Here is a 17,543-nt window from a genome sequence, read left to right on the forward strand (position 1 = left end):
GTCAGCCGCTATCTGTATCAATTACACGGCGAGCATCCGCCCGGTTTCTTCCAGATTCATGTGCCAGCTCAGTGCGTCACGCAGGATATGCGGGGTGTGTCCGCCAAGTGCACAGGCGGCGGTGAAGTAATCATTCAGGGCTTGGCGATAGTCCGGGTGCACGCAATTATCGATGATGACGCGAGCCCGTTCCCTTGGGGCCAAGCCACGCAAGTCCGCCAGACCCACCTCGGTTACGAGGATGTCGACGTCATGCTCTGTGTGATCGACATGGCTGACCATTGGCACCACGCTGGAGATCGCGCCGCCCTTGGCGATCGACTTGGTCACGAAGATCGCCAGGTGCGCGTTGCGCGCGAAGTCGCCCGAACCGCCAATGCCGTTCATCATCCGTGTGCCACAGACGTGGGTGGAGTTGACGTTGCCGTACAGATCAAACTCCAGCGCGGTGTTGATGCCAATGATCCCGAGCCGGCGCACCACTTCCGGGTGGTTGGAAATTTCCTGCGGACGCAGGACCAGCTTGTCCTTGTAGCGCTCCAGGTTACCGAACACATCGGCATTACGACGGCTCGACAAGGTGATCGAACTGCCTGAGGCAAAACTCAGCTTGCCGGCGTCGATCAGGTCGAAGGTCGAGTCCTGCAACACTTCGGAGTACATGGTCAGGTCTTCGAACGGCGAGTCGATCAGGCCGCACATCACGGAGTTGGCGATGGTGCCAATGCCGGCCTGCAGTGGGCCGAGTTTGTTGGTCATTCGCCCGGCCGCCACTTCCTGCTTGAAGAAGTCGATCAGGTGGTCGGCAATGGCCTGAGTGTCGACGTCCGGTGGCAGCACGGTCGAAGGCGAGTCGGACTGGTTGGTGATCACGATCGCGACGATCTTTTCCGGCGGGATCGGAATGGCGGTGCTGCCAATACGATCATCGACCTTCACTAATGGAATCGGCGTACGGGTCGGGCGGTACGTCGGTATATAGATGTCGTGCAAACCCTCGAGGTTCGGGTTGTGCGCCAGGTTGATCTCGACGATCACGTGTTTGGCAAAAATCGCGAAACTGGCCGAGTTGCCCACGGAAGTGGTCGGTACGATGTGGCCTTGCTCGGTGATTGCCACGGCCTCGATGACGGCGATGTCCGGCAGCTTCAGCTGCTGGTTGCGCAATTGCTCCACGGTTTCCGAGAGGTGCTGGTCGATGAACATGACTTCGCCGGCGTTGATTGCCTTGCGCAAAGTGCTATCGACCTGGAATGGCATGCGTCGCGACAGAACGCCGGCTTCGGTGAGCTGTTTATCGAGGTCGTTGCCCAGGCTGGCACCGGTCATCAATGTGATTTTCAGCGGGGTGACTTTGGCGCGTTCGGCCAATGCGTGAGGCACGGCCTTGGCTTCACCGGCGCGAGTGAAACCACTCATGCCGACGGTCATGCCGTCCTCAATCAGAGCGGCAGCATCGGCGGCGCTCATCACCTTATCCAACAACGAAGGCAAGCGAATACGATCACGGTACATGGGTTGTTATCTCGGGTAACGGAAGCAAGGTGTGCAGTCTAGTGGCTTGAAAAAAATCCGTCCCGCTACCATGGTCGAATGCCGAGCCCTGATTTAGAGCCTTTGGTCGGGTTTCACGGGGAATAAAAAAACCCCAGCCTACTAAAGGCTGAGGTTTTGGGTATTGCGTTGGAGCAGGTTTTACTCGACGGCTTTGACCATGTCTTCGATGACCTTTTTGGCGTCGCCGAATACCATCATGGTTTTATCGAGGTAGAACAGTTCGTTGTCCAGGCCGGCATAACCGCTGGCCATCGAACGCTTGTTTACGATGATGGTCTTGGCTTTGAACGCTTCAAGAATCGGCATGCCGGCAATCGGCGATTTCGGATCGTTCTTCGCGGCCGGGTTGACCACGTCGTTCGCGCCGAGCACCAGCACCACGTCGGCCTGACCGAACTCGGAGTTGATGTCCTCCATCTCGAACACCTGGTCATAAGGCACTTCGGCCTCGGCCAGCAAGACGTTCATGTGGCCAGGCATCCGACCGGCCACCGGGTGAATCGCGTACTTCACGGTCACGCCGCGGTGGGTCAACTTCTCGGTCAGTTCTTTCAGTGCGTGCTGTGCCCGCGCTACCGCCAGGCCGTAGCCCGGAACGATGATCACCGTATCGGCGTTGGTCAGCAGGAAGGTCGCATCGTCAGCCGAGCCGGATTTCACCGGACGGGCTTCCTTGGCGCCTGCAGGACCGGCTTCGGCTGTGTTGCCGAAACCACCGAGCAGCACATTAAAGAAGGAGCGGTTCATCGCCTTGCACATGATGTACGAGAGGATCGCACCGGACGAACCCACCAGCGAGCCGGCGATGATCAGCATCGAGTTGTTCAGCGAGAAACCGATCCCCGCTGCTGCCCAGCCGGAATAGCTGTTGAGCATCGATACCACCACCGGCATGTCTGCGCCGCCGATCGGGATGATGATCAGCACGCCCATCACGAAGGCCAGGGCCAGCATCAACGCGAAAGCGCCGAGGTTGCCGGTCATCATGAAGGTGATGCCCAGTGCGAGCGTTGCCAGACCCAGCAGCAAGTTCAGCTTGTGTTGGCCGCTGAACTGTACTGGTGCGCCTTGGAACAGACGGAACTTGTACTTGCCCGAGAGCTTGCCGAACGCGATCACCGAACCGGAGAAGGTGATTGCACCGATGGCCGCGCCGAGGAACAGCTCCAGGCGGTTACCGGCAGGAATCGCATCGCCCAGTTGCTTGACGATGCCCAGCGATTGCGGCTCGACCACCGCCGCGATGGCGATGAATACCGCGGCCATCCCGATCATGCTGTGCATGAAGGCGACCAGTTCCGGCATCTTGGTCATTTCAACGCGCTTGGCCATGATCGAACCGGCCGTGCCGCCGACCAGCAGGCCGACGATGACGTAACCGATGCCGGCGGTGGCAAGCTCTGCGCCCAGCTTATAGATGAGACCCACGGTGGTGAGGATCGCCAATGCCATGCCGAGCATGCCGTACAGATTGCCGCGCCGTGACGTGGTCGGGTGCGACAGGCCTTTCAAGGCCTGGATGAAGCAGATGGACGCGATCAAGTAGAGCGTCGTTACAAGGTTCATGCTCATTACTTGGACGCCTCTTCTTTTACCGCTTTCGGGGCTTTCTTCTTGAACATCTCAAGCATCCGGCGAGTCACCAGGAAGCCACCAAAAACGTTCACCGCTGCCAGAGCCACCGCCAGGGTGCCCATGGTCTTGCCCAGAGGCGTGACGGTCAGCGCCGCTGCCAGCATGGCGCCGACGATCACGATCGCCGAGATGGCGTTGGTCACGGCCATCAATGGCGTGTGCAGTGCAGGCGTAACGTTCCAGACCACGTGATAACCGACATAAATCGCCAGCACGAAGATGATCAGGTTGTAGATACCGGGGGAGATAAGCTCTTCCATCGTCTGAATCCCTGCTTAGGCGTTTTTGCGGATGACTTGGCCGTCGCGGCACATCAGGCACGCGGCGACGATGTCGTCTTCGAGGTTCACTTCGAACTGGCCTTCTTTGTTGAAGACCAGCTTCAGGAAGTCCAGCAGGTTGCGTGCATACAGTGCCGAAGCATCTGCCGCGACTTCACCGGCCAGGTTGGTCGGGCCGCAAATGGTCACGCCATTCTCGACCACCACCTGATCCGCCACGGTCAGCGGGCAGTTGCCGCCCTGGGCCGCGGCGAGGTCGATGACCACGGAGCCTGGCTTCATTTGCGCCACGGTTTCCGCACTCAACAGCGTCGGTGCCTTGCGGCCCGGAATCAGTGCGGTGGTGATGACGATGTCAGCCTGTTTGGCGCGCTCGTGCACCGCCAGGGCCTGGCGCTGCATCCAGCTCGCAGGCATTGGGCGTGCGTAACCGCCAACACCGACGGCGCATTCACGCTCTTCATCGGTCTCGTAAGGCACGTCGACGAACTTGGCGCCGAGGGATTCGATCTGCTCTTTAACCGCAGGACGCACGTCAGACGCTTCGATCACCGCACCCAGACGTTTCGCCGTCGCGATTGCCTGCAAGCCGGCTACACCCGCGCCGAGAATCAGCACGCGCGCCGCTTTCACGGTGCCCGCAGCGGTCATCAGCATCGGCATGAAGCGTGGGTAGTGGTGAGCGGCCAGCAACACGGATTTATAACCGGCGATGTTGGCCTGTGAGGACAGCACATCCAGGCTCTGGGCGCGGGAGGTGCGCGGCGCAGCTTCCAGTGCGAAGGCGGTAATGCCGCACTCAGCCAGCTTGGCAATGGTTTCATTGCTGAACGGGTTGAGCATGCCCACCACAACGGTGCCGCTTTTAATCAGCGTCAGCTCGCTGTCGCTGGGGGCGACCACCTTGAGAATCAGCTCGGCACCAAACGCATCGTTGGCGCTGCCAATAATTGCGCCTGCCGCTTCATAAGCACTGTCGACAACACTGGCCTTAATGCCGGCGCCGCTTTGCACAGTGACCTTATGACCTTGGCCGATCAGCTTCTTGATGGTTTCCGGGGTTGCAGCAACCCGTGTTTCACCCGTCTGGGTTTCGAGAGGAACACCAATGTGCACGTCAAATCTCCTGCGTGATCTTATTGATTAAACCCAGGCACTTCGGATGGTGCAGCTGGGGCGGCCGATCAGCACGATCCCGCCAAATCAGGGCGGGGCGCGGCATTTTGCAGGCGAACTTTGTGCCCTTCAAGGGATTATGACGGGTGACGGAAAATTAACTACAAGTCACCCCGTGACCGAATGTCGCAACCAACCGGTTCAGTCCCTTGCAGGCCGTGCCTTGTAAGGATTCTGGCCGAAATACAAGAATTTACACATCGGCACGGTGAATGGGTTGGTATTGCCATTGAATAGCGGCTCAAGGCCACGTTTTCAGGCGCTTGTGGGACGTTTGTACCGCTTCTAGGTACAGTCTGCGAATATGCGACAAAAACTTACATCTGTAGGGCTTTTAAATTGCTGACTACGAGGTCAGCTAATGCCGATAAGCCTTTATTCCTCTAGGCTGTAGCTCTGTGCCTGATTAACTAGCCAGTCGCGAAATGCCTTCAAGGACGCCGATTCGACCTTTCGCTCAGGAATCATCAAGTAATACGCCTTGATGCTGGACAGTGCCTGTGTGTTCGCAATCACCAGTCGCTTCTCCGCCAGTTCGCGCTGAATCAGGAACGGCGGGATCAAGGCGATCCCCATGTCGTGCATCGCCGCTTGGGCAAGCATGGAGAATAGCTCGTAGCGCGGTCCTGTCATGTCTCGCGGGATATTAAGGTTCTGCGAGTTGAACCATTGGCGCCAGGCGTAGGGGCGGGTGGTTTGTTGCAGCAGGGGCAGTTCGGCAATTTCAGTGGGGGTAAGGTTTGTCTTTTTACCCAGTAGGGTGGGGCTGCACACGGGCATCGGATTTTCGCCCATCAGCCTGTGGGATTCAGTGCCTGACCAGTCCGCATCACCAAAATAGATCGCCGCATCGAAATCGGTGTCGGCAAACAGGAAGGGGCGGGTGCGGTTAGTGAGGTTGACCGTCACTTCCGGATGTTTTTGCTGGAAGTCCTTGAGTCTTGGCAACAGCCATTGGGTGCCGAAGGTCGGCACAACCGCCAGCTCGATCACGTTGGCACCTTGCTGGCCCATGACCGACAACGTGTCACGCTCAACGGCATCCAGCTGGGTGGCGATCCTGCGGCTGTAGGAAAGTCCTGCTTCCGTCAGCTTGACCCCACGTTGGGAGCGTCGGAACAATTCCACGCCTAGGAACTCCTCCAGGCTGGCGATCTGTCGGCAAATCGCTCCTTGGGTGAGTGAAAGTTCCTGGGCTGCCTTGGTAAAACTCTCGTGGCGTGCAGCCGCTTCAAAGCTGATCAGGGCCGTGGTGCTGGGAATCTTTCTGCGCATGTACGTCAACCTCACTAATACATCGCATTAAAGCTGCTTCGCGACGTTTCGGAGTGAGAAATTAGCACAACAGTATGCAAAATCCTCGTTTGCGGTGACGCCGAAGCGGGCCTAGGATCAGTCCACGTTATTTGACCCGATACGAGAGGACACACTCATGGGCGGTAAAGCTAGCTTCAACTGGATTGATCCCCTGCTGCTGGATCAACAGCTCACCGAAGAAGAACGCATGATCCGCGACACCGCCGAGCAATTCGCTCAGCAAAAGCTCGCGCCGCGTGTTCTTGAAGCATTCCGCCATGAGAAAACCGATCCGGCAATCTTCCGCGAGATGGGTGAAGTCGGCCTGCTGGGTGCAACCATTCCTGAGCAGTATGGCGGCAGCGGCCTGAACTACGTCAGCTACGGCTTGATCGCCCGAGAAGTCGAGCGCGTCGATTCGGGTTATCGCTCGATGATGAGCGTGCAGTCCTCTTTGGTGATGGTGCCGATCAATGAATTCGGTACTGAAGCCCAAAAGCAGAAGTACCTGCCAAAACTCGCAACGGGTGAATGGATCGGTTGCTTCGGCCTGACCGAGCCTGACCATGGTTCCGACCCCGGCTCGATGATTACTCGTGCACGCAAAGTGGAAGGCGGCTACAGCCTGACCGGCAGCAAGATGTGGATCACCAACAGCCCGATCGCCGACGTGTTCGTGGTCTGGGGCAAGGACGACGCGGGCGACATCCGTGGCTTCGTTCTGGAAAAAGGCTGGAAAGGCCTGAGCGCTCCGGCGATCCACGGCAAGGTCGGCTTGCGTGCGTCCATCACGGGCGAGATCGTCATGGACAACGTGTTTGTCCCTGAAGAGAACATTTTCCCTGACGTCCGTGGCTTGAAAGGCCCTTTCACTTGCCTCAATTCTGCGCGTTACGGCATTTCCTGGGGCGCCCTGGGTGCTGCGGAATTCTGCTGGCACACCGCGCGCCAGTACACCCTGGATCGTCAGCAATTCGGTCGCCCGTTGGCCGCTACTCAGCTGATCCAGAAGAAGCTGGCCGACATGCAGACAGAGATCACCATGGCGCTGCAAGGCTGCCTGCGTCTGGGTCGCATGAAAGATGAGGGTACGGCTGCGGTGGAGATCACTTCGATGATGAAGCGCAACTCCTGCGGCAAGTCCCTGGACATTGCCCGGATGGCGCGGGACATGCTGGGTGGTAACGGCATCTCCGACGAATTCGGCGTGGCCCGTCACCTGGTCAACCTGGAAGTGGTGAATACCTATGAGGGTACGCATGACGTCCACGCGCTGATCCTCGGTCGTGCGCAGACCGGCCTCCAGGCGTTCTATTAATAGGAGAACGGCCATGGGCGCGCTTTCGCATCTACGGGTACTGGATTTATCGCGGGTGCTGGCCGGGCCCTGGTCCGGGCAGATTCTGGCGGACCTTGGCGCCGAGGTGATCAAGGTCGAGCGTCCCGGTAATGGCGATGATACGCGCGCCTGGGGTCCTCCGTTTCTTAAAGACGCCTATGGCGAGAACACCAGCGAGGCCGCCTATTACTTGTCGGCCAATCGCAACAAGCAATCCGTAACCATCGACTTTACGCGCCCGGAGGGGCAGAAGCTGGTGCGTGAGCTGGCGGCCAAGTCGGACATCCTGATCGAGAACTTCAAGGTCGGTGGTCTGGCGGCTTATGGGCTGGACTATGAGTCGCTCAGGGCAGTGAACCCGAATCTGATTTACTGCTCGATCACGGGGTTTGGTCAGACCGGCCCATATGCCAAGCGCGCGGGTTATGACTTCATGATCCAGGGCTTGGGCGGCCTGATGAGCCTTACAGGTCGGCCGGAAGGAGATGAGGGGGCGGGGCCGGTGAAAGTCGGCGTGGCGCTGACGGATATTCTGACCGGGCTCTACTCGACTGTGGCAATCCTTGCGGCACTGGCTCACAGGGATCATGACGGCGGCGGCCAGCATATTGATATGGCGCTGCTGGATGTTCAGGTGGCTTGTCTGGCTAACCAGGCGATGAATTACCTGACGACGGGCAACGCGCCGAAGCGGCTGGGTAATGCGCATCCAAACATCGTGCCCTATCAGGACTTTCCTACGGCAGATGGCGATTTTATCCTCACTGTGGGTAATGATGGGCAGTTCCGCAAATTTGCTGAAGTGGCCGGGCAGCCGCAGTGGGCGGATGATCCGCGCTTTGCGACCAATACGTTGCGGGTCGCCAATCGGGCGGTGCTGATTCCGTTGATCCGCCAGGCTACGGTGTTCAAGACTACGGCTGAGTGGGTGTCGCAGCTGGAGCAGGCTGGTGTGCCGTGTGGCCCGATCAATGATCTGGCGCAGGTGTTTGCCGACCCTCAGGTAAAAGCACGCGGTTTGGCGTTCGAGCTGCCTCATTCCTTGGCAGGGATGGTGCCGCAGGTGGCAAGCCCGATTCGCCTGTCCGAGACGCCGGTGGAGTACCGCAATGCTCCTCCTTTGCTGGGTGAGCATACGTCGGAGGTATTGCTGCGAGTGTTGGGTCTGGACGCTGGCGCGGTAGCTGCTTTCAAAGAAGCCGGGGTGCTCTGAAGATTTCTTCTATATAGAGGGAGTGGTTTCCCTCTCCTATATAGAGGAAAACAGGCTGTTTCCTGGCTTTCTGCAAGTTATTGATAGAAAAGCCAAATCAGGGGTTGACGGCAGATTCTGGAAGTCTATAATTCGCCCCACTTCCGGCGCAGTCGAAACGGAAAACTCCTTGGTAAACAAAGAGTTACGCGGTTTTCGATAGCGAGTTGCTTCAGTTCATCGAAGCCCAGAAGGAGTTGGTCAGGCAGTGTGTTGTCGCTTGATTGACGGTTCGATCTTCTCGGTCGAAAGCGGAGAAAAAGAGGTGTTGACAGCAGCGAACAACGCTGTAGAATTCGCCTCCCGCTAACGAGAGATCGGAAGCGCAAGTGGTTGAAGTTGCAAAGGAAACTTTGAAAACTTCTGAAAATAACCGCTTGACAGATACAGAGGACGCTGTAGAATGCGCGCCTCGGTTGAGACGAAAGATCTTAACCAACCGCTCTTTAACAACTGAATCAAGCAATTCGTGTGGGTGCTTGTGGAGTCAGACTGATAGTCAACAAGATTATCAGCATCACAAGTTACTCCGCGAGAAATCAAAGATGTAACCAACGATTGCTGAGCCAAGTTTAGGGTTTCTTAAAAACCCAAAGATGTTTGAACTGAAGAGTTTGATCATGGCTCAGATTGAACGCTGGCGGCAGGCCTAACACATGCAAGTCGAGCGGTAGAGAGAAGCTTGCTTCTCTTGAGAGCGGCGGACGGGTGAGTAATGCCTAGGAATCTGCCTGGTAGTGGGGGATAACGCTCGGAAACGGACGCTAATACCGCATACGTCCTACGGGAGAAAGCAGGGGACCTTCGGGCCTTGCGCTATCAGATGAGCCTAGGTCGGATTAGCTAGTTGGTGAGGTAATGGCTCACCAAGGCGACGATCCGTAACTGGTCTGAGAGGATGATCAGTCACACTGGAACTGAGACACGGTCCAGACTCCTACGGGAGGCAGCAGTGGGGAATATTGGACAATGGGCGAAAGCCTGATCCAGCCATGCCGCGTGTGTGAAGAAGGTCTTCGGATTGTAAAGCACTTTAAGTTGGGAGGAAGGGCATTAACCTAATACGTTGGTGTCTTGACGTTACCGACAGAATAAGCACCGGCTAACTCTGTGCCAGCAGCCGCGGTAATACAGAGGGTGCAAGCGTTAATCGGAATTACTGGGCGTAAAGCGCGCGTAGGTGGTTCGTTAAGTTGGATGTGAAATCCCCGGGCTCAACCTGGGAACTGCATTCAAAACTGACGAGCTAGAGTATGGTAGAGGGTGGTGGAATTTCCTGTGTAGCGGTGAAATGCGTAGATATAGGAAGGAACACCAGTGGCGAAGGCGACCACCTGGACTGATACTGACACTGAGGTGCGAAAGCGTGGGGAGCAAACAGGATTAGATACCCTGGTAGTCCACGCCGTAAACGATGTCAACTAGCCGTTGGGAGCCTTGAGCTCTTAGTGGCGCAGCTAACGCATTAAGTTGACCGCCTGGGGAGTACGGCCGCAAGGTTAAAACTCAAATGAATTGACGGGGGCCCGCACAAGCGGTGGAGCATGTGGTTTAATTCGAAGCAACGCGAAGAACCTTACCAGGCCTTGACATCCAATGAACTTTCCAGAGATGGATTGGTGCCTTCGGGAACATTGAGACAGGTGCTGCATGGCTGTCGTCAGCTCGTGTCGTGAGATGTTGGGTTAAGTCCCGTAACGAGCGCAACCCTTGTCCTTAGTTACCAGCACGTTATGGTGGGCACTCTAAGGAGACTGCCGGTGACAAACCGGAGGAAGGTGGGGATGACGTCAAGTCATCATGGCCCTTACGGCCTGGGCTACACACGTGCTACAATGGTCGGTACAGAGGGTTGCCAAGCCGCGAGGTGGAGCTAATCCCACAAAACCGATCGTAGTCCGGATCGCAGTCTGCAACTCGACTGCGTGAAGTCGGAATCGCTAGTAATCGCGAATCAGAATGTCGCGGTGAATACGTTCCCGGGCCTTGTACACACCGCCCGTCACACCATGGGAGTGGGTTGCACCAGAAGTAGCTAGTCTAACCTTCGGGAGGACGGTTACCACGGTGTGATTCATGACTGGGGTGAAGTCGTAACAAGGTAGCCGTAGGGGAACCTGCGGCTGGATCACCTCCTTAATCGACGACATCAGCTGCTCCATAAGTTCCCACACGAATTGCTTGATTCATTGAAGAAGACGATAAGAAGCAGCCCGAAATTGGGTCTGTAGCTCAGTTGGTTAGAGCGCACCCCTGATAAGGGTGAGGTCGGCAGTTCGAATCTGCCCAGACCCACCAATTTTTGTGTGGGATCCTGTAGCAATACGGGGCCATAGCTCAGCTGGGAGAGCGCCTGCCTTGCACGCAGGAGGTCAACGGTTCGATCCCGTTTGGCTCCACCACTACTGCTTCTGATTGTATAAAGCTTAGAAATGAGCATTCCATCGTGATGGTGGTGAATGTTGATTTCTAGTCTTTGGCTAGATCGTTCTTTAAAAATTTGGGTATGTGATAGAAAGATAGACTGAACGTTACTTTCACTGGTAACGGATCAGGCTAAGGTAAAATTTGTGAGTTTAATCGCGAATTTTCGGCGAATGTCGTCTTCACAGTATAACCAGATTGCTTGGGGTTATATGGTCAAGTGAAGAAGCGCATACGGTGGATGCCTTGGCAGTCAGAGGCGATGAAAGACGTGGTAGCCTGCGAAAAGCTTCGGGGAGTCGGCAAACAGACTTTGATCCGGAGATGTCTGAATGGGGGAACCCACCTAACATAAGTTAGGTATCTTAAGCTGAATACATAGGCTTAAGAAGCGAACCAGGGGAACTGAAACATCTAAGTACCCTGAGGAAAAGAAATCAACCGAGATTCCCTTAGTAGTGGCGAGCGAACGGGGACTAGCCCTTAAGTGGCTTTGAGATTAGCGGAACGTTCTGGAAAGTGCGGCCATAGTGGGTGATAGCCCTGTACGCGAAAATCTCTTAGTCATGAAATCGAGTAGGACGGAGCACGAGAAACTTTGTCTGAATATGGGGGGACCATCCTCCAAGGCTAAATACTACTGACTGACCGATAGTGAACTAGTACCGTGAGGGAAAGGCGAAAAGAACCCCGGAGAGGGGAGTGAAATAGATCCTGAAACCGTATGCGTACAAGCAGTGGGAGCCCACTTTGTTGGGTGACTGCGTACCTTTTGTATAATGGGTCAGCGACTTATTTTCAGTGGCGAGCTTAACCGAATAGGGGAGGCGTAGCGAAAGCGAGTCTTAATAGGGCGTCTAGTCGCTGGGAATAGACCCGAAACCGGGCGATCTATCCATGGGCAGGTTGAAGGTTGGGTAACACTAACTGGAGGACCGAACCGACTACCGTTGAAAAGTTAGCGGATGACCTGTGGATCGGAGTGAAAGGCTAATCAAGCTCGGAGATAGCTGGTTCTCCTCGAAAGCTATTTAGGTAGCGCCTCATGTATCACTGTAGGGGGTAGAGCACTGTTTCGGCTAGGGGGTCATCCCGACTTACCAAACCGATGCAAACTCCGAATACCTACAAGTGCCGAGCATGGGAGACACACGGCGGGTGCTAACGTCCGTCGTGAAAAGGGAAACAACCCAGACCGTCAGCTAAGGTCCCAAAGTTATGGTTAAGTGGGAAACGATGTGGGAAGGCTTAGACAGCTAGGAGGTTGGCTTAGAAGCAGCCACCCTTTAAAGAAAGCGTAATAGCTCACTAGTCGAGTCGGCCTGCGCGGAAGATGTAACGGGGCTCAAACCATACACCGAAGCTACGGGTATCACTTAGGTGATGCGGTAGAGGAGCGTTCTGTAAGCCTGTGAAGGTGAGTTGAGAAGCTTGCTGGAGGTATCAGAAGTGCGAATGCTGACATGAGTAACGACAATGGGTGTGAAAAACACCCACGCCGAAAGACCAAGGTTTCCTGCGCAACGTTAATCGACGCAGGGTTAGTCGGTCCCTAAGGCGAGGCTGAAAAGCGTAGTCGATGGAAAACAGGTTAATATTCCTGTACTTCTGGTTATTGCGATGGAGGGACGGAGAAGGCTAGGCCAGCTTGGCGTTGGTTGTCCAAGTTTAAGGTGGTAGGCTGGAATCTTAGGTAAATCCGGGATTCTAAGGCCGAGAGCTGATGACGAGTGTTCTTTTAGAACACGAAGTGGTTGATGCCATGCTTCCAAGAAAAGCTTCTAAGCTTCAGGTAACCAGGAACCGTACCCCAAACCGACACAGGTGGTTGGGTAGAGAATACCAAGGCGCTTGAGAGAACTCGGGTGAAGGAACTAGGCAAAATGGCACCGTAACTTCGGGAGAAGGTGCGCCGGTGAGGGTGAAGGACTTGCTCCGTAAGCTCATGCCGGTCGAAGATACCAGGCCGCTGCGACTGTTTATTAAAAACACAGCACTCTGCAAACACGAAAGTGGACGTATAGGGTGTGACGCCTGCCCGGTGCCGGAAGGTTAATTGATGGGGTTAGCTAACGCGAAGCTCTTGATCGAAGCCCCGGTAAACGGCGGCCGTAACTATAACGGTCCTAAGGTAGCGAAATTCCTTGTCGGGTAAGTTCCGACCTGCACGAATGGCGTAACGATGGCGGCGCTGTCTCCACCCGAGACTCAGTGAAATTGAAATCGCTGTGAAGATGCAGTGTATCCGCGGCTAGACGGAAAGACCCCGTGAACCTTTACTATAGCTTTGCACTGGACTTTGAATTTGCTTGTGTAGGATAGGTGGGAGGCTTTGAAGCGTGGACGCCAGTTCGCGTGGAGCCAACCTTGAAATACCACCCTGGCAACTTTGAGGTTCTAACTCAGGTCCGTTATCCGGATCGAGGACAGTGTATGGTGGGTAGTTTGACTGGGGCGGTCTCCTCCTAAAGAGTAACGGAGGAGTACGAAGGTGCGCTCAGACCGGTCGGAAATCGGTCGTAGAGTATAAAGGCAAAAGCGCGCTTGACTGCGAGACAGACACGTCGAGCAGGTACGAAAGTAGGTCTTAGTGATCCGGTGGTTCTGTATGGAAGGGCCATCGCTCAACGGATAAAAGGTACTCCGGGGATAACAGGCTGATACCGCCCAAGAGTTCATATCGACGGCGGTGTTTGGCACCTCGATGTCGGCTCATCACATCCTGGGGCTGAAGCCGGTCCCAAGGGTATGGCTGTTCGCCATTTAAAGTGGTACGCGAGCTGGGTTTAGAACGTCGTGAGACAGTTCGGTCCCTATCTGCCGTGGACGTTTGAGATTTGAGAGGGGCTGCTCCTAGTACGAGAGGACCGGAGTGGACGAACCTCTGGTGTTCCGGTTGTCACGCCAGTGGCATTGCCGGGTAGCTATGTTCGGAATAGATAACCGCTGAAAGCATCTAAGCGGGAAACTAGCCTCAAGATGAGATCTCACTGGGACCTTGAGTCCCCTGAAGGGCCGTCGAAGACTACGACGTTGATAGGTTGGGTGTGTAAGCGCTGTGAGGCGTTGAGCTAACCAATACTAATTGCCCGTGAGGCTTGACCATATAACACCCAAGCAATTTGCTGACTCGAAAGAGCACCAGATTGCGGTGTGTGAAGACGAAACGAACCGAAAGTTCGAGAAACAAACACACAAACTATCGCATACCCATTCGCTGGAGCGTGAACCTGCAAAGGCCCACGACCTGGCTACCGAATTTCTTGACGACCATAGAGCATTGGAACCACCTGATCCCATCCCGAACTCAGCAGTGAAACGATGCATCGCCGATGGTAGTGTGGGGTTTCCCCATGTGAGAGTAGGTCATCGTCAAGATTAAATTCCGAAACCCCTATCTGCGTATGCAGGTAGGGGTTTTGTTTTAGTAGAAGTCACCAATTTTGCTGGCACGTTACCGCGTAACGGGCTGGTCACAGAATTTCTTGACGACCATAGAGCATTGGAACCACCTGATCCCATCCCGAACTCAGCAGTGAAACGATGCATCGCCGATGGTAGTGTGGGGTTTCCCCATGTGAGAGTAGGTCATCGTCAAGATTGAATTCCGAAACCCCTGTCTGTTAACGCAGACAGGGGTTTTGTCGTTTCAGGCTTGCTGAAAGCCCGATAGGCCGTCTCAACGAAACCAAAAAGCCAGCCCTTGTTCTCGATCACGTCTATTGGCGTGCTCAAGGTGCTGATCATCGACTTCGAGTACTCGATGTATGAACGCGACAGCCCGGACGCCACAAATGATAATTAGTCGCATTTTTATCAAGGGCTGGGAAGTTTGCAACCGCCGCTCGAACAACCGTCATCGCGAAAATGTTACTGAGGCGCTCTAGCACGCCGTTCGGCGGGTATCTGACGGAAATGCCGGTCATTTTGTACATATCCCTAAGATTTAACCCGTTTGTGCCGACAGACTGATGAGACATGCGTGCACCAAAGTAGAGCGGCCATAGAAGCCACTTGAGCTGCACATGGAATGTTGCAACCCGGACCGCATCCCCACTTTCTGCATAAGAAGTCCCATGAAATGAATCTCAAGTTCAGCCATAAAATCCTGCTGGCCGCCTCCGGCGTCGTGGTACTGGCCTTTGCGTTGTTCACTTTGTACAACGACTATCTGCAGCGAAATACCATTCGGCAAAACCTCGAGTCCTCTGTTCAACAGGCCGGCGACCTGACCGCCAGCAGCGTGCAGAACTGGATGAGCGGCCGCGTGCTGGTGCTGGAAAATCTCGCACAGAACGTCGCTCATCAAGGCGCCAATGCCGATCTGCCGGGTCTGGTTGATCAGCCGGCCTTCACCTCGAACTTTCAGTTCACGTACGTCGGCCAGACCAATGGCGTGTTCACCCAGCGCCCGGACGCGAAGATGCCGGACGGCTACGATCCGCGTCAGCGGCCGTGGTACAAGCAAGCCGTTGTCGCTGACAAAACCATGCTGACTCCGCCTTACATGGCCGCCGTCGGTGGCCTGGTCGTGACCATCGCCATGCCGGTAAAAAAGAACGGCGAACTGCTCGGCGTGGTCGGCGGTGACCTGAGCCTGGAAACCCTGGTGAAGATCATCAACTCGGTGGACTTCGGCGGCGTTGGCCATGCGTTTCTGGTCAGTGCCGACGGGCAGGTGATCGTCAGCCCGGACAAAGACCAGGTCATGAAAAACCTGAAGGACATCTACCCTAATACAAGCCTGCGCATCGAGAAGGGTAATCAGCAAGTCACCCTGAACAACCAGGAACGCATCCTCTCGTTCACCCCGGTCAACGGTTTACCGAATGCGGCGTGGTACATCGGTCTGTCGATCGATAAGGACAAGGCCTACGCACCATTGAGCCAATTCCGAACCTCGGCATTGATCGCGATGTTCATCGCCGTGGCTGTGATCGCAGTGCTGCTGAGCCTGCTGATCAACGTGCTGATGCGTCCGCTGACTACCATGGGCCGCGCGATGCAGGACATCGCCCAGGGCGAAGGCGACCTGACCCGTCGTCTGTCCGTGGAAAGCAAAGATGAATTCGGCGAACTGGGGAGTTCTTTCAACCAGTTCGTGGAGCGGATTCACGCGTCGATTTCCGAAGTGTCGTCGGCCACTCGCCAGGTCCATGACCTGTCGCAACGGGTCATGGCCTCGTCCAACGCCTCGATCGTTGGCTCTGACGAGCAAAGTGCTCGCACCAACAGCGTGGCGGCGGCGATCAACCAATTGGGTGCCGCCACCCAGGAAATCGCTCGCAACGCTGCTGATGCCTCGCAGCACGCCAGCGGCGCGAGTGAGCAGGCGGATGACGGTCGTCTTGTGGTGGAAAAAACCATTCTGGCCATGACCGAGCTGTCGCAGAAAATCAGCCTGTCCTGCACGCAGATCGAAACCCTCAACGCGAGCACCGACAACATCGGGCACATTCTCGATGTGATCAAAGGCATCTCCCAGCAGACCAACTTGCTCGCCCTCAACGCGGCCATTGAAGCGGCTCGCGCTGGTGAAGCCGGGCGTGGTTTTGCGGTGGTGGCGGACGAGGTGCGCAACCTGGCCCATCGCACGCAAGAGTCGGCCGAGGAGATTCACAAGATGATCACGTCGCTGCAGATCGGCTCGCGCGAAGCGGTGACCACCATGAACGCCAGCCAGGTCTCCAGCGAAGAGAGCGTCGAAGTGGCGAACCAGGCGGGCTTGCGCCTGGTCAGCGTGACGAAGCGTATTGGCGAAATTGACGGTATGAACCAATCGGTGGCCGCCGCGACGGAAGAGCAGACGGCGGTGGTGGAGACCCTCAACGTTGACGTCAACCAGATCAATTTGCTGAACCAGCAGAGCGTGGCCAACCTCAATGAAACGTTGAAGGATTGCGATGCGTTGTCGTTGCAGGCGAACCGATTGAAGCAGTTGGTTGATAGCTTCAGGATCTGACCGCGTTATCGTTCAATCGCGGGCAAGCCCGCTCCCACAGGATTTTTGGCGCACACAAAATTGTGTCCAGCCGCGATACTGTGAGAGCGGGCTTGCCCGCGATTGCGATGGCTCAATTACCACCAAGCTGAAGCTTTAAACAAACAGTTTCAACACATTACTCATCGCATTATCAGCAAATCCCTGCACAAAATCCTTGAACCCCGGCAGTGCCTCATCGCCACCCTCAGCCGGTTCAGCAATGATGGTCCAGGTCGCCCGGGACTTGCCTTCACCGAGCGCTTCAACCGTCATCGCCGCCCACAAATTAGCCACGCCCAGCGTGTTGTAAATCGTGGTCCAGGTCATGCTCTGAGCCTGGTCATCCCGCGAGTTGAGTTGCTCGACCACCAGGTTGCCATCCTTAAAGAATTTCTTGCGCAGGGACGATACGCCTTCGCCGGTCATCTCGATGTGCGACAACGCCGGGATGAAGCGATCGAAGCCGGCAAAATTGCCGACCACTGCCCAGACTTTCAGGGCCTCTGCCGGCACATCCACCGACGACACGACGTGGCAGCCTTGAGGGTTTTTGATCAGGGTATCGGGTTGCAGGGTCTTCATGGTTTTGCTCCGGTTGGG

At 55.8% G+C, this 17,543-nt stretch carries 9 protein-coding genes, 2 tRNA genes and 4 rRNA genes; 9 read left to right on the plus strand and 6 right to left on the minus strand.

The window, feature by feature from the left end; all coding sequences use genetic code 11:
* Positions 1 to 21: 21 nt before the first annotated feature.
* From ACM1ZW_RS09455 to ACM1ZW_RS09475, 5 genes are all read right to left on the minus strand, one after another.
* Positions 22 to 1,515, minus strand: a complete 1,494-nt coding sequence (locus ACM1ZW_RS09455) for an acetyl-CoA hydrolase/transferase family protein (protein WP_017335804.1) — start codon at positions 1,513 to 1,515, stop codon at positions 22 to 24.
* Positions 1,516 to 1,695: 180 nt separating this feature from the next.
* Positions 1,696 to 3,129, minus strand: coding sequence for an NAD(P)(+) transhydrogenase (Re/Si-specific) subunit beta (locus tag ACM1ZW_RS09460; RefSeq protein ID WP_017335805.1), 1,434 nt, complete (start codon positions 3,127 to 3,129; stop codon positions 1,696 to 1,698).
* Positions 3,129 to 3,452: an NAD(P) transhydrogenase subunit alpha gene (locus ACM1ZW_RS09465; RefSeq protein WP_017335806.1), complete on the minus strand. Its 324-nt coding sequence runs from the start codon at positions 3,450 to 3,452 to the stop codon at positions 3,129 to 3,131. Before ACM1ZW_RS09465 ends, ACM1ZW_RS09460 begins: the two co-directional genes overlap by 1 nt.
* A 15-nt stretch (positions 3,453 to 3,467) precedes the next feature.
* Positions 3,468 to 4,589, minus strand: a complete 1,122-nt coding sequence (locus ACM1ZW_RS09470; RefSeq protein WP_017335807.1) for a Re/Si-specific NAD(P)(+) transhydrogenase subunit alpha — start codon at positions 4,587 to 4,589, stop codon at positions 3,468 to 3,470.
* Between the two features lie 435 nt (positions 4,590 to 5,024).
* Positions 5,025 to 5,924 carry a LysR family transcriptional regulator gene (locus tag ACM1ZW_RS09475; RefSeq protein WP_416740441.1) on the minus strand — a complete coding sequence of 300 codons (900 nt, stop codon included), beginning with the start codon at positions 5,922 to 5,924 and terminating at the stop codon, positions 5,025 to 5,027.
* A 157-nt stretch (positions 5,925 to 6,081) separates the two neighbouring features.
* Between ACM1ZW_RS09475 and ACM1ZW_RS09480 the strand changes: the two genes are divergently transcribed.
* The 9 genes from ACM1ZW_RS09480 to ACM1ZW_RS09520 all read left to right on the plus strand — a co-directional run bounded on the left by ACM1ZW_RS09480 (position 6,082) and on the right by ACM1ZW_RS09520 (position 16,922).
* Positions 6,082 to 7,263 carry an acyl-CoA dehydrogenase gene (locus tag ACM1ZW_RS09480; protein ID WP_017335809.1) on the plus strand — a complete coding sequence of 394 codons (1,182 nt, stop codon included), beginning with the start codon at positions 6,082 to 6,084 and terminating at the stop codon, positions 7,261 to 7,263.
* 13 nt (positions 7,264 to 7,276) lie between these two features.
* Complete coding sequence (locus ACM1ZW_RS09485; protein ID WP_416740442.1) at positions 7,277 to 8,497, plus strand: CaiB/BaiF CoA transferase family protein; 1,221 nt, start codon at positions 7,277 to 7,279, stop codon at positions 8,495 to 8,497.
* Positions 8,498 to 9,138: 641 nt separating this feature from the next.
* A 16S ribosomal RNA gene (locus ACM1ZW_RS09490) occupies positions 9,139 to 10,675 on the plus strand.
* An 82-nt stretch (positions 10,676 to 10,757) separates the two neighbouring features.
* Positions 10,758 to 10,834: transfer RNA gene (locus tag ACM1ZW_RS09495), tRNA-Ile, on the plus strand.
* Between the two features lie 28 nt (positions 10,835 to 10,862).
* A tRNA-Ala gene (locus ACM1ZW_RS09500) sits at positions 10,863 to 10,938 on the plus strand.
* Between the two features lie 236 nt (positions 10,939 to 11,174).
* A 23S ribosomal RNA gene (locus ACM1ZW_RS09505) occupies positions 11,175 to 14,066 on the plus strand.
* Positions 14,067 to 14,222: 156 nt separating this feature from the next.
* A 5S ribosomal RNA gene (gene rrf, locus ACM1ZW_RS09510) occupies positions 14,223 to 14,338 on the plus strand.
* Between the two features lie 106 nt (positions 14,339 to 14,444).
* Positions 14,445 to 14,560: ribosomal RNA gene (rrf, locus tag ACM1ZW_RS09515) — 5S ribosomal RNA — on the plus strand.
* Together the 16S, 23S and 5S rRNA genes with 2 tRNA genes alongside form the textbook arrangement of a ribosomal RNA operon.
* Before the next feature lie 481 nt (positions 14,561 to 15,041).
* Positions 15,042 to 16,922 (plus strand): methyl-accepting chemotaxis protein, encoded by a 1,881-nt coding sequence (locus ACM1ZW_RS09520; RefSeq protein ID WP_017335811.1) that lies wholly within the window; start codon positions 15,042 to 15,044, stop codon positions 16,920 to 16,922.
* Between the two features lie 135 nt (positions 16,923 to 17,057).
* Here ACM1ZW_RS09520 and ACM1ZW_RS09525 read toward each other — a convergent pair whose 3' ends face one another.
* Positions 17,058 to 17,525, minus strand: a complete 468-nt coding sequence (locus ACM1ZW_RS09525) for an SRPBCC family protein (protein ID WP_017335812.1) — start codon at positions 17,523 to 17,525, stop codon at positions 17,058 to 17,060.
* Between the last annotated feature and the right edge of the window lie 18 nt (positions 17,526 to 17,543).

The organism is Pseudomonas sp. NFX71 (assembly GCF_048079215.1).
In the GTDB taxonomy this organism is placed as follows: domain Bacteria; phylum Pseudomonadota; class Gammaproteobacteria; order Pseudomonadales; family Pseudomonadaceae; genus Aquipseudomonas; species Aquipseudomonas fluorescens_B.